This window comes from Mycobacterium sp. (genome assembly GCF_032159775.1).
In the GTDB taxonomy this organism is placed as follows: Bacteria; Actinomycetota; Actinomycetes; order Mycobacteriales; family Mycobacteriaceae; genus Mycobacterium.
In genome coordinates, this window is the sequence record NZ_JAVHWK010000201.1 from 1 (window position 1) to 12,535 (window position 12,535).

Annotated in this window: 14 protein-coding genes; 9 read left to right on the top strand and 5 right to left on the bottom strand. The window is 65.6% G+C overall.

Annotation, left to right across the window (positions count from 1 at the left end):
- Positions 1–120: 120 nt before the first annotated feature.
- The 3 genes from QOJ24_RS25360 to QOJ24_RS25370 are packed head-to-tail and all read right to left on the bottom strand — an operon-like array spanning position 121 to position 3,442.
- Positions 121–981 (bottom strand): alpha/beta fold hydrolase, encoded by an 861-nt coding sequence (locus QOJ24_RS25360; protein WP_526266172.1) that lies wholly within the window; start codon positions 979–981, stop codon positions 121–123.
- A 51-nt stretch (positions 982–1,032) separates the two neighbouring features.
- Positions 1,033–2,220, bottom strand: a complete 1,188-nt coding sequence (locus tag QOJ24_RS25365) for a metallophosphoesterase (RefSeq protein WP_526266174.1) — start codon at positions 2,218–2,220, stop codon at positions 1,033–1,035.
- 58 nt (positions 2,221–2,278) lie between these two features.
- Positions 2,279–3,442 (bottom strand): MFS transporter, encoded by a 1,164-nt coding sequence (locus tag QOJ24_RS25370; protein WP_526266175.1) that lies wholly within the window; start codon positions 3,440–3,442, stop codon positions 2,279–2,281.
- Between the two features lie 41 nt (positions 3,443–3,483).
- Here QOJ24_RS25370 and QOJ24_RS25375 point away from each other — a divergent pair, with 41 nt between their 5' ends.
- From QOJ24_RS25375 to QOJ24_RS25390, 4 genes are all read left to right on the top strand, one after another.
- The gene (locus tag QOJ24_RS25375; protein WP_526266177.1) at positions 3,484–4,089 is read left to right on the top strand and encodes a CGNR zinc finger domain-containing protein; all 606 of its coding nucleotides are present in this window, start codon (positions 3,484–3,486) and stop codon (positions 4,087–4,089) included.
- Between the two features lie 107 nt (positions 4,090–4,196).
- On the top strand, positions 4,197–4,754 hold the full coding sequence (locus tag QOJ24_RS25380; RefSeq protein WP_526266179.1) for a type 1 glutamine amidotransferase domain-containing protein: 558 nt from the start codon (positions 4,197–4,199) through the stop codon (positions 4,752–4,754).
- Between the two features lie 43 nt (positions 4,755–4,797).
- A complete protein-coding gene (locus QOJ24_RS25385; protein WP_526266181.1) occupies positions 4,798–4,923 on the top strand; it encodes a hypothetical protein in 126 nt (41 codons plus the stop codon).
- Positions 4,924–4,989: 66 nt separating this feature from the next.
- Positions 4,990–5,985, top strand: coding sequence for a glycoside hydrolase family 6 protein (locus QOJ24_RS25390; RefSeq protein WP_526266182.1), 996 nt, complete (start codon positions 4,990–4,992; stop codon positions 5,983–5,985).
- A gap of 6 nt (positions 5,986–5,991) precedes the next feature.
- Here QOJ24_RS25390 and QOJ24_RS25395 read toward each other — a convergent pair whose 3' ends face one another.
- Positions 5,992–7,092, bottom strand: coding sequence for an Rv2629 family ribosome hibernation factor (locus tag QOJ24_RS25395; protein ID WP_526266184.1), 1,101 nt, complete (start codon positions 7,090–7,092; stop codon positions 5,992–5,994).
- Positions 7,093–7,229: 137 nt separating this feature from the next.
- Here QOJ24_RS25395 and QOJ24_RS25400 point away from each other — a divergent pair, with 137 nt between their 5' ends.
- From QOJ24_RS25400 to QOJ24_RS25420, 5 genes are all read left to right on the top strand, one after another.
- The gene (locus tag QOJ24_RS25400) at positions 7,230–7,610 is read left to right on the top strand and encodes a hypothetical protein (protein WP_526266185.1); all 381 of its coding nucleotides are present in this window, start codon (positions 7,230–7,232) and stop codon (positions 7,608–7,610) included.
- Positions 7,611–7,664: 54 nt separating this feature from the next.
- Positions 7,665–8,771, top strand: a complete 1,107-nt coding sequence (locus QOJ24_RS25405; protein WP_526266187.1) for a spore photoproduct lyase family protein — start codon at positions 7,665–7,667, stop codon at positions 8,769–8,771.
- 76 nt (positions 8,772–8,847) lie between these two features.
- Positions 8,848–9,270 (top strand): nitroreductase family deazaflavin-dependent oxidoreductase, encoded by a 423-nt coding sequence (locus tag QOJ24_RS25410; protein ID WP_526266189.1) that lies wholly within the window; start codon positions 8,848–8,850, stop codon positions 9,268–9,270.
- 83 nt (positions 9,271–9,353) lie between these two features.
- Complete coding sequence (locus tag QOJ24_RS25415) at positions 9,354–10,379, top strand: fused (3R)-hydroxyacyl-ACP dehydratase subunits HadA/HadB (RefSeq protein ID WP_526266190.1); 1,026 nt, start codon at positions 9,354–9,356, stop codon at positions 10,377–10,379.
- A gap of 186 nt (positions 10,380–10,565) precedes the next feature.
- Positions 10,566–11,792, top strand: coding sequence for an MFS transporter (locus QOJ24_RS25420; RefSeq protein WP_526266192.1), 1,227 nt, complete (start codon positions 10,566–10,568; stop codon positions 11,790–11,792).
- 148 nt (positions 11,793–11,940) lie between these two features.
- On the opposite strand, the gene QOJ24_RS25425 is transcribed toward QOJ24_RS25420, so the two are convergent.
- Positions 11,941–12,234, bottom strand: a complete 294-nt coding sequence (locus tag QOJ24_RS25425; RefSeq protein WP_526266194.1) for a hypothetical protein — start codon at positions 12,232–12,234, stop codon at positions 11,941–11,943.
- Between the last annotated feature and the right edge of the window lie 301 nt (positions 12,235–12,535).

Consider the following 12,535-nt stretch of genomic DNA (forward strand, 5'->3'; position numbering starts at 1 on the left):
GGCCCTCGTTGCGGCGTTGGGGGAAACGTTCGATGACGGTCGTTTTCCAGCCGCGCGATGCGAGCTGATGAGCGAGTGCGGGCCCGCCGATGCCTGCGCCGGAGATGACGGCGTGGGGAGTCAAGTGTCCTGCGAAATCCGCGCGCTGGTCGTCTTGATGAAGTCGTCGATGAGGTCGACCACCTGGGTGGGGGCTTCGACCTGGGCGAAGTGGCCCACGTCCGGCAGCACCTCGAGGCGACAGTCTGGCCGCGCCTGCAGCGCGGCATACGCGTGATCGACCGGAATGATGGTGTCGTCTTCGCCCCAGATGGCCAGCGTGGGCAGATCAGCCTTGAGCTGCAACCGGTTCAGGGCGCTGACCGACTGGCCGCGGTAGTCGACGACCGAGCGGAGGGTGCGCAGGAAGGAGTCTCGGGTCGAGGCATCGGAGAACGACGAGTACGAGCTCCATATCTCCGCACCGCGCGGCGAGCGCAGGCCCATCGAGGACAGCCACGACTTGACCGAATCACCGACGCGCAGAACGAATTTCGGCGCGATCAGCGGCATCAGTAGCTCGGCGCCCGGCGCGGAGAGTAAACGCAGTATCCAGCCGACGTCCTGCCCCAACCCGCCGCTGCTGATCAGAATGAGTCGCCGACAGTAGTCGGGATGCTGGTAGAGGAACTGCATCGCGATGCCACCGCCGAGCGAATGACCGACGACGGTCGCCGAGTCCACGCCGAGTTCGTCGAGCAGGTCACGCAACCCGACCGCGAATGCCCCGAGCGAATAATCGGTTCTCGGCTTCGCGGACTGTCCATGCCCCAGTAGGTCGGGTGCGATCACCCGGTAGTCCTTGGCGAGCCGAGGCATGATCTCCCGCCACGTCGCAGAACTGCCCGCCATGCCGTGGACCAGCAGGATGGCCTCGCCGTGTCCTTCGTCGTAGTAGGCCAGCCGTTCGCCGTGGATGTCGATCGACTTGTGTTCGATCACGATGCCCTCCGTTCCCCGGTCAACACTCTACCGGCGGGTAACTTCACCGGCTCAGCCGGAACGGAGGGTGAGCAGCGTGATCTCGCTGGGCGCGAACACCCGGAAGGGCGGCCCCCAGAACCCGGTTCCGCGGCTCGTGTACAGCTGCGTCCGATCGCCGTGTCGACTGAGGCCGTGCACCACTGGTTGGTCCAGCCGAACCAGGAAGTTGAACGGCCAGATCTGGCCGCCGTGGGTGTGACCCGAGATTTGCAGGTCGACCCCCTCCCGCACCGCGTTCGCGACCTGCTTGGGTTGATGCGCAAGCAGAAGGACCGGCAGGTCGCGGTCGGCTTCTGCGAGGGCGGCCTCGAGGTTCGCCCCGTGGCCGGCCAGACCCGAACCCTTCGCCGTCGCGTCGTCCACTCCGGCGACGACGAGCCGGTCACCGCGCCTCTCGACGATCAGGTGCCGGTTGTGCAGCGCCGACCAGCCGATGCTCTCCATGTAGTCCAACCAGCCCTGAGCTTCGCTGAAGTACTCGTGGTTACCGGTGACATATACGCAGGCCGACGTCGCGTTCACCGAAGCCAGGGGCCGCGCCTGCGCCTCCCGTACGTCGACCGTTCCGTCCGCGATGTCGCCGACGTGGCAGACGACATCGGCGCCGAGCTCGTTCACCCGGGCGACCACCGCTGCCGACCACCCGGCCCGATCGATGGGCCCGTAGTGCGTGTCGGTGATTACCGCGACACGCAAACCGTCCAGTCCGCTCCCGAGTCGATCGATGGCGACGTCGACGTTCCTGACCCGCGGAACCCGCCTCGCTTCGGCGTACCCCCACACCAGGAGCACCGCCGCCACGGCCGTCACCGACGCTGCGACCACCCGTGAACGCACCGGATCGTCGACGCCCGCGATCAGCAGGCCGAACCCCGCCAGCTGGCCGAGCACCGACCACACGAACAGCACCCAGGCCGCGCCGAGCAACGTGTCTCCGCCAGCCGCGGCCCAGTCGAGATGCCGACGGCCATGACCCAGCACCATCAGGGCGGGCATTGCGACGAAGGCCACCGCGAACAACAGCGTGCCGGTGACGAAGACCGGGGTCGGCCAGGCGGCACCCGTCGCGAGCAGCGTCCACCACGGCACACCGAACAGCAGCAGCATGACGACCAGCACGACGGCCAGTCGCCGCCAGTGCCGCCGTCGCCGCGGTGGGCCGGCGGCTTCGACTACCTCTGCCGGGGTTTCTGTCATCGGACCTCGATCTATCTACGGCCTGGTTCCATCGACGACGTTACCGATGGAGAATGCCTCACTTCGCCTGCCGACACAGGGGCAGTCCACAGACCACCAGTAACACGGCAGCAAGAAGGTAGGCGCCACGCAAGCCGATCGCGTCGGCAAGCACTGCAAGAGAAGCGGGCCCGATGACCGAGCCTGCGCCGAGACTGCACAACGTCAGAACGAGCCCGCTGGTGGGGTGCAGCGGGTGAAGCCGCTGGTTCCAGATCGCCAGCATCGCCGCAAACGGCATGTACGCGCACCCGAAACCCAATGCGGCGAGCGCCGTCAGGCCCGCAATGGACGGCCAGGCAGCCAGCACGACGATGGAGGCAGCCATCAGCGCCGTGGCTGCAGTCAAGGATCGTCTCATTCCGAACCGATTCACCAGTGACCCGGTAATGACGCCGCTGACGCCGCCGAGACCGACCATCAACCACAGCAGTGCGCTCCACGATGGGCTGAGGCCTTCGCTGTGAACAAGATCCACGGCGAAGGTGAAGAAAACGGCTCCCGCACCTCCATACAGCGCGCTGAGCAGGCATATCGGTATCGAAGCGGGTGTCGGACGGAACCGTCCTCGCCGTGGCCGGACGTTGGTCGTCGTGCCCGCGTCAGGCATTGCGACATAGGCGAGCACCGTGACGACGACGGCGAGCGTCGTAAAGACGCACCAGACCACTCGCCAGAGTTGACCGGGCCGGTCGGCGACAACGAAGGCAAGCGCACCGGCAACGACGAGACCGAAGGTCGTGCCGCTACTGATGATCGCGAGCGTTCGGTCCTGGCGTTCTGGCGCGACACACGCGCCGACCGCATCGGCGAACGGCCCCCACACCAACCCCGAACTGGCCGCCGCGATCAGCACGCCGGCGGTCAGCATCGGCGCCGTCGTGGCGCAGGCGATCACGGCGAGCCCGGTCACCGCGGACATGTTGGCGATCAGCACCGGCAGCCGCGGACCCCAACGCGCCGTGAGCGCTCCACAGCTGAGCAACGAGATCAGGTAGATCACGGACGCGGCGCTGCCGACGGCGCCGATGGCTGATGTCGTCATCCCGAACTCGGCGCGGAAAACCGAGGCGAAGAGACCGAATCCGTACCTGGCGAAGCCGAAACCTATGGCGACGGCCGCGCACCCCGCCGCCCCGATCGGCAGACTTTTCGTCGTCTTCGTCGCTGTTACCGTCATCATCTATTTGACGGTAACATCATCGCGGTTGATACTGAAGGCTGATGAAGCCCGCCGATAGGGATGACGATCGTTTGGACATCGATCGGCTCGTCCGCAAGTCTTTGGAGCTCAAACCGGCGCCCACGCCGCTGCGCGACATTCAGCAGTTCCTCAACTCCCGGAACCTCCTCGGGGGCTACGACTTGCTCAGTGACGAGTCGACGGCGCGCATGTGGCTTGCAGCCATCAACACGGAAGTCGGCGAGGACTGCGATCGCGCAGCCGTGGCTCAGCTCCGCGACCTCAGGGAGGCAATGCGCGACCTGTTGTCCTCTCATGCAACTGGAGAGGCGCCGAAACGCGTGGCCTTGCGTGTCTTGCGTTCAGCAGGTGCCGGTACCCGGTTGAGCGTCGACGTCGACAGCGCTGGCCGACCAAGGCTGCTGTCGCCAAGCGATTCTCGCGGTACTCGCCGAGTGATCGACGATGTGATGACTGCGCTCGCGGCGGCACCGTCCGATCAGCTGCAGCGCCTGAAGGCTTGTATCAATCCTGGCTGCGGCTGGGTGTTCTACGACACGAGTCGCAGCCGCAGCGGCACTTGGTGCTTGATGAACGTGTGCGGCGCGCGGCACAAGATGGAGAGGTATCGGAGCCGGCACCCCTGAGACCCTGTCTTGCATCAGGCGCCTGCGGCCCACTGGCTCTGCGCCATCCGGATGATTTGCAGCCGCCGTTCGGGGTAGTCCGGCTGCAGTCAACGAAAGGATCCGCGATGCCCAACGAACTGCAGAACCGCACGATCGCCATTCTTGCCGCGGACGGAGTGGAGAAGGTAGAACTCGAAGAACCGCGCGCAGCCGTGGAAGGCGCAGGTGGACGCGTCGAGGTGCTTTCGCTGAAGTCGGGTGAGATCGACGCGCGCTCCCACGATCTTGAACCCGCGGGAACTATCCCGGTGGACCGGGCGGTCGGTGAAGCGAACGTCGACGATTACGACGGGCTCGTGCTGCCCGGCGGCACTATCAACCCCGACAAGTTGCGGCTCGACGAGTCCGCAGTGTCGTTCGTGCGCGACTTCGTCAGATCAGGCAAACCGGTTGCCGCGATCTGTCACGGACCGTGGACATTGGTGGAAGCCGACGTGGTCAGGGACCGCACTCTGACGTCATATCCGAGCGTGCGCACCGACCTGCGCAACGCGGGTGCCACCGTTGTCGACCAGCAGGTCTGCGTAGACGGCAACCTCATCACCAGCCGCTCGCCCGCCGACCTGCCCGCGTTCTGCCAAGCCATCACCGATCAGTTCGCCAACACTCCAGCCCACACATAAACCGCAGGGTCGCGCCGCATGCTCTCACTCAGGAGGACCACCGATGACGTCACCCGAATCGAATGATGAAGGCAACGAAGACGATTCGCAGTCACACCAAGTGCCCCCGGCGAATCCCGCCTACGCGACGCCGCCGCCGGAGGGACTGCCCGACGCGGACAACGACTGATCGTCGGGGCCACCGTCCGTCGCCGACGATTGGCGCTCATTGCGTCGCGGCATCTATGTTTCTGGCGTGACGTCCTCAGTTGTCGGCGCAGTCGCGCGTTGGATCTCCCCCTTCCTGGCGGTGGCGGCCGTCGCAGGCATCGGCTCTTCTGTCGTCGCGGTCGACGACGCGCCCGCCTCGGCCGTGCGTCTGGCCAGCGACGGGAACCCGCTGGCGGGAATGCCCTTCTATGTCGACCCGTCGTCGAAGGCGCGAGCGGCAGCCGCGGGAGCCGGGAGTCCCGAGTTGGACACCATCGCAGGCACGCCGACCGCATACTGGATGGACAATCTCTCGACTCCGTCCGTGGACGCGAAGTACATCGCCGACGCACAGGCCGCGGGCACCATGCCGGTGCTCGCGCTTTACGGCATCCCCCATCGTGACTGCGGGAGCTTCGCCGCAGGCGGATTCGGCTCGGCCGACGCCTACAAGGGCTGGATCAACGGCGTCGCAGCGGCCATCGGCGGCGGGCCGGCGACGGTCATCCTCGAACCCGACGCCCTGGCCATGGCCGACTGCCTGTCGGGTGACCAGCGCCAGGAACGCTTCGACTTGATGCGTTACGCCGTCGACACGCTGACAGCCAACCCAGCTACGGCGTTGTACGTCGACGCCGGGCACTCGCGCTGGGTAAGCGCCGAGGACATGGCGGGCAGGCTGAACGACGTCGGCGTCGGCAAGGCGCGCGGCTTCAGCCTCAATACCGCGAACTTTTTCACAACCGAAGAGGAAATCGGTTACGGCGACGCGATTTCCGGTCTGACCAACGGTGCCCATTATGTCGTCGACACGTCGCGCAACGGCGCAGGTCCGGCGGACGGCGACATGTACTGGTGCAACCCGAGCGGGCGGGCGCTTGGTGCCGTGCCGACGACGGATACCGGCAACGGGAACGTCGATGCCTTCCTGTGGGTCAAACGTCCCGGCGAGTCCGACGGCTCGTGCGGCAGCGGCGAACCGGGCGCCGGGCGCTTCGTGAACTCGTTCGCCATCGAACTGGCCCGCAACGCCGGCCGGTAGGCCAGGTCAGGGCAGCGCGAAGCGCAGCACAGCGGCGATGCCGTCCTTCGGCGCGAGCCGTTCGTCTATGCGGATGAGTGCTGCGTCGGTCATGATGGCGACGGTCGGCAACGCCTCATCGGCCCGCAGAGTTTGATTGGCCGCGCTGCCCAGTTCTGACAGGACGTTCGCATTCGGCGCGACGGTGAGCAGGTCGTCGCCGGCGACCACGGTCAGCTCACCGACGTCGCCGATGATGAGCGTTTCGACCGCGCCCGCCCTCAGCGCCGCGCACACACCGTCGGCGCCCTCGGTGGCGAGACCAGACCCCTGCCCGATCGCCTGCGAGAACTGTTGCGCGACATGCTCCATGGCCGTCAGCCGGCGCTTCAAGAGTTCCTGTTCGATCGCATTCTGAAGATCCGCTTCGGCAAACCCACTACCCCGTGCACCGACATCCAGCTCGACCACCCGTTGAGCCACTCGCTCGTCCAGTGTCGACCGAAAGTCCGCACGTGAGTGCACCTCTCCCACCACGAACACGATTTCCGGTGCCACGCTGTCGACCATGTGGACGAGCCGCTCGGCCACCGCTCGAAGGTTCTTACGGCCGGCTTCCATGCTTCGCCGCTGGGGGTCGCCATAACCGGGCGTCTCGGCGCTGCTGGCCGTGTGAACCGGATTGCCGCCACCGTCGACGGTGTCCGACAACACCTTGCCTCCGCGGTGCAGTTCGACATCGCCACCGGCGTGGTCGACGGTAACGACGACGTACGTCGGATGCCAGACGCCGTGCTCGACGATCGGGACCACGTACGGCAGCGATGAGTAGCGGACTACCGGGGCTTCCAGCGGCCGGATCAGATGCTCCTCGAGCAGAACCCCATCCACCCCCGCGATGAGGCCCCGTCCGCTGCGCCCGACGGGGGGTGCGGCGCCCATGATGCTGCGCTCCAGGATGTCGACGACGTCCGATGCGGCATCCAGCCGTTCCAGTTCACCGCGCGCCGCCCGCCACTTCAGTTCTCGCTGAGCAGCCGCATCCTCGGTGTCGTGCGAGTCGTCGAAGTACACCGAGGCGTACGGCCCCTTCGCATCGAGCAATGATCGGAAACGTTCAGCCTGCATGATCCTCCGCCCCTGATTTGCGACAACACATCCGGTCGTGCTGACGGGTGCCCGCTCTGGGAGGGGACAAACGCCGCACTCTCGCGGTCCACACTTTCGGCTTGTTTGAGACCGTGCAGGACGGCTAGTGCTCCTGGATGAGTACCGACGACGTAGATACTTCCGCCAACGACATGGGCGGCGGCGACGACCTGCTGAGCCCGATGGAGAGCACCGACTCCGACGACCTCAAGAACCACGATGGCGATGAGGTGGTGGATCCGCCCGAAGGCTGGTCGGGAGTGACCAAGTTCGGCATGACGGCTGACGAGCAAGCCGAGGGTGAGTCGCTCGACCAGCGGCTGGCCGAAGAGGAGCCCGACGTCACCGCGACCGATGTGAATCCCCGCGATGCAGAAGACGTCGACGACGGCGCCTACCCGGGTTCTGATGTGGCGCCGCCGGTCTCCGGCGTGCACCGAGCGCAGATCGACCGTGTGCCTGAAGACGGCGACTCGTTGTTCCCGGTGGTCGAGTAAGAGGGAAGCGATCGCGGATGGAACCCGTCCTCCTCTCCCTTCGTTGGAATTGGCGTGTCAGCTAACCACCCGAGTTCAGTCCGCCGGACGCCCGCCGACCTGACTGACCGGCTCCTCGACGTCAAGCGCATCTATCACGAACCCGACATCGACCGTTTCCCGCGTGCACGTCAGGTACTCGAAAGATTTCCTTCCGCCGAGCGCATCGAGGTCTTCTCGCATCAGGCGATTCCGGGTCTCTACGGTAATGCGGGCAACGTCGCGGATTGGGTTCGCAACAAGAGCGAGGTACTCGTTCTCGGCGAGAAGAAGAGCTTGTCCGCGCGTCGCAACGAGCGGTCGAGCGACTGGATCGCGCCCTCGACCGCCAACGGCTGCGCCATGGCCTGTTCGTATTGCTATGTCCCGCGGCGCAAGGGTTACGCCAACCCGATCACCGTCTTCGCCAACATCGAGAAGATCGTCGGCTATCTCGAGCGGCACGCCGCCAGACAGGGCATCAAGCCCGTGCCCGATCAGTGCGATCCCGTCGACTGGGTGTACGACATCGGCGAGAACAGCGACTGCTCGGTCGACGCGATGGTGTCGGACAACGTTCGCGACCTCGTCGAGCTGTTCGCGCGAACGCCCAATGCCAAGGCCAGCTTCGCTACAAAGCTCGTCAACCGCGATCTGCTCGACTACGACCCGCGTGGCGGGACCCGTGTGCGTTTCAGCTTGATGCCTGTGGAGACGTCGAAGCTCGTCGACGTCCGGACATCGAAGGTCAGTGACCGCATCGCCGCACTAGACGATTTCGTCGACGCCGGCTACGAAGTCCACCTCAACTTCAGCCCGGTCATCGTCCATGAGAACTGGCTGGCCGACTGGGGCGAGCTGCTGGAGCTGCTCGCCGACAGCACCAATGCACGCACCAAGGCGCAGCTGGCGGCCGAGATCATCTTCCTGACCCACAACGAAGGGCTGCACGAGGTGAACCTCGGCTGGCACCCCAAGGGCGAGGACCTACTGTGGCGGCCTGACCTGCAGCAGACAAAGCGCAGCCAGAGCGGGCAGTGGAATGTCCGGTACAAGAGTCCGTGGAAGGGCCGCTGGGTGCAGGAGCTGACCGATCTGATCGGCGAGAAGCTACCGACCTGTCGCGTCCGCTACGCCTTCTGAGCGTCGAGAGTGTCGATCGCGGCGCCGAGAGCCCCAGAACGGAATACAGCCCGGCCGGTCGGCGTTGCGGCCAAACATGACCGAGCATGCCGAACTGAGCCCGACCGACTGGGTCCGCGCGCAGACCGAACGAATCCTGAAGCAGGGCACCACCGACGGCGTCGAGGTACTCGACCGACCCATCGTCCTGTTCACCACGACGGGCGCAAAATCCGGCAAGAAGCGCTATGTGCCGCTGATGCGCGTTGAGGAGAACGGCCGCTACGCCATGGTGGCCTCGAAGGGCGGCGACCCTGCGCACCCATCCTGGTATCACAACGTGGTGGCCCATCCGCGGGTGACGGTGCAGGATGGCGACAAGGTGGCCGAGCTGACCGCGCGCGAAGTGGACGGCGCCGAGCGTGAGCATTGGTGGGAGTTGGCCGTGCAGGCCTACCCGCCCTATGCCGAATACCAGGCCAGGACCGACCGCCTGATTCCAGTGTTCGTTCTGGAGTAACCGCTCCAAGGCCCGGCAACGCCTGTTGGCTAGTGTTCTGTGGTCGGCCTCGGCGAACAAGCCGACAGAAAAGTTGAGCACTCATGACCGCAGAAGCAGAAACGTCGGCGCTCGCAGCGCGGGTCGGCCACTACTACCAGATGGACGGCACTTACCTGGTCGGCCGGGAGAAACTGCGCGAGTACGCCCGCGCAGTACAGGACTACCACCCGGCACACTGGGATGTCGCCGCGGCCGCCGAGCTGGGCTATTCGGATCTGGTGGCGCCGCTGACCTTCACGTCGACCCCGGGTATGACCTGCAACCGCCGAATGTTCGAGCAGGTGGTCGTCGGATATGACACCTACATGCAGACCGAAGAGGTCTTCGAACAACACCGACCGATCGTGGCGGGCGATGAATTGCACATCGACGTCGAGCTGACGTCGGTGCGCCGGATCGCCGGCAGAGACCTGATCACGGTGACCAACACCTTCACCGACGCGGCCGGCGAGCGGGTGCACACCCTGCACACCACCGTCGTCGGCCTCACCACCGAGGACGTCGACCCGGCGATCAAGACCGCGGTGCAGAAAATGATGATGCACGACGTGGACATCTTCGGAATCGGTGAATCCGAGTATCACAAGACGGTGCGCCCCGATGGCGAGGTTCGGATCGCCGAGGGCGGCTCGACCCGCACCCCGGGAACGCCGTCCTTCGACGACGTGAGCGTCGGCGACGAGCTACCGGTGCGCCACACCCGCGTGTCACGCGGCGACCTGGTGAACTATTCCGGCGTGGCAGGCGACGCCAACCCCATTCACTGGGACGAGAGCATCGCCAAGCTGGCCGGCCTACCCGATGTGATCGCCCACGGAATGCTCACCATGGGCCTGGGCGCCGGATTCGCCTCCGCATGGCTTGGCGACCCCGGGGCGGTCACCCGCTACGCGGTGCGGCTGTCTGCGCCGGCGATCGTGTCGGCGGCCGAGGGCGCGGACATCGAGTTCAGCGGTCGGGTCAAGTCGCTGGACCCGGCAACGCGCACCGGTGTCGTGCTTGTCGCGGCGAAGTCCGCGGGGCGGAAGATCTTCGGCTTGGCGACCGTGGAGGTCCGCTTCCGCTGAGCTGAAGGCATGAGCACAATGCGCAAAAGGTCGTTTACCGAACTTACCGCGGGTAGTGCGCACAAGCGCGACGCCGGCGCCGGATCTCCGTAATTTCTGAAGTCACACCAGAATTACGGAGAATCCCATGCCAATCTCATTGCTGTGCGGCCCTTTTCAAGGCGGCACGTTTCGCGGCGGTGCGAAGTGACAGATCAAGCCCTGCGCGAATGGAGCACGTCCGCCGCGCGGCGGATCATCGGCGTCCTGTTGCTGGTGGCCCCCCTCGAACAGGTCGCCTTCGACATCTACACCCCTGCGCTGCCCAAGATCGCCGAGCACTTCGCCGCGTCCAACACCCTGGTGCAGAACACCGTCACCGCCTACGTCCTTGGCATGGCGCTGGTTGTGCTGCCTGCCGGACTGATCGCGGACGCCATCGGACGCAAGCGCGTGCTGCTGACCGGGCTGAGCCTCATGACGCTGACGAGCATCGGCTGCGCGCTGGCAGACAACCTGACGATGATGATCGGCCTGCGCTTCCTCCAAGGACTCGGCGCGGGAACGTGCCTGTTGTTGGCCGCTACCGTTGCGGCGGACTGCTTCCGCGGCGCCAAACTCGTTTCCGTCTTGGGCCTGCTCGGCGCGGCGTGGGGGTCGGCGCCCGTGATCGCGCCGGCAGTCGGCGGATTCATATCGCAGTTCGGATCCTGGCGGCTCGTGTTCGTGGTTCTGGCGGTCCTGACCGCCGTCGTCGCCGTCCTGGTTGCCGTGGTGTTGCCGGAAACCCTGGGGCAGTACAACCGATCACCGATCGACCTGCGCGCTGCGGGACGGGTGCTGGGCGAGGCGTTGCGTCACCGGGCATTCGTCGCGTTCGCGGTGATGTTCGGCCTGGTCGCGGCGGCCCAGACGGTGTTCGGTGTCGTGGGTCCCTTCCTGTACGAGGTCGGGCTTGGATTACCTTCTGCGACATACGGTTTCATTGCACTCGGCGTGGGCGCTGCTAACTTTCTCGGGGCGGCGGCGTGCAGCACTTTGGCTCAGCGGACCACCACGCGGAAGCTGGCCATCGGCGGATCGGCGGTGCTGGCGCTGGCCGGCGCGATCATGCTGGTTTCCGCGCAGTTCGTCGGACTGTCCGCGTTGGCGATCACCGGTGGGGCTGCGCTTGCGTTGATCAGCATCGGTGTCCTCGACCCGTTGACCAAGGGTCTGGCGATGGGTGTGTTCTCCCGCAACGTCGGACTGATAACCGGGCTGATCAGTACGTTCTGCTACGTGTCGATAACGCTGGCAACGGCATTGATGGCTTGGCTGCCCGAGCGGTCACAAGCACCCCTTGGCTGGTTCTACGTCGCGGCGGCGGCCGGGCTGGTTGCCGTGCTGACAGTCGCGGCTAAGCACACGTCTCGAGTCGGCACGGCGGCGTAATTCACGCCCATGGACTCGGCGCATGCGAACAAATCCTCGTACGCCGGGTCGTCGAGGTAGACAGGATCTGGAATCGATTCCCGCAGCGTCCATCTGCTCGATGCGAAGCGGGCCTCTGTCGTACAGCTGCTCGTAGGCGACGTTGCGACTAGGTTGCCCCAGGCGTGCCGGGGAGGCTCAGGGTGCCGTCGATGTTCGGCACCATCGCAGGGGCTGGTATGCCTCCTATCGCCGCGTTGTCTCCCGGTATGCCATCGTCCGGCGGTTGGTCGAACGCGCCGCCGGCGCAGAGAGGATGCCGCCAACCCAACATCTCGCAGGCCGGATCATCCTGTGCATTCGCCGGAACGGTCGCGCCGATCATCGCCGCGCCGGCAATCGCAGCCGCAAGTGCCGTTCTGGTCAGCGTGCCGCGCACATCCGACTCCGTCAGCCAAGTCATCTGTCGCTCCTCCCGACGGAACTGAACAAGCCGCTTTGTGTTTGCCGCTCCAAGATCCCCGAAGCATAGGGCTGGTTCAACCGTCCGTCGGGGCCTATTCGACAAGTTGCTTGTAGGCTCGCCTTTTCATCGCACGCGTCAAATCGACTGTGTGCGGCCGCGGCTACGAACAGTTTCATGAGGCCGCGCGCGTAACCAGGGCTCCCATTGACCCGGCCTCGTATCAACTCACGAGCACGATGCCCGCCATGGAACGCGTTGCCCGACAGTTCGAGGTGCACGTCGCTTTTCCATGCCGAGG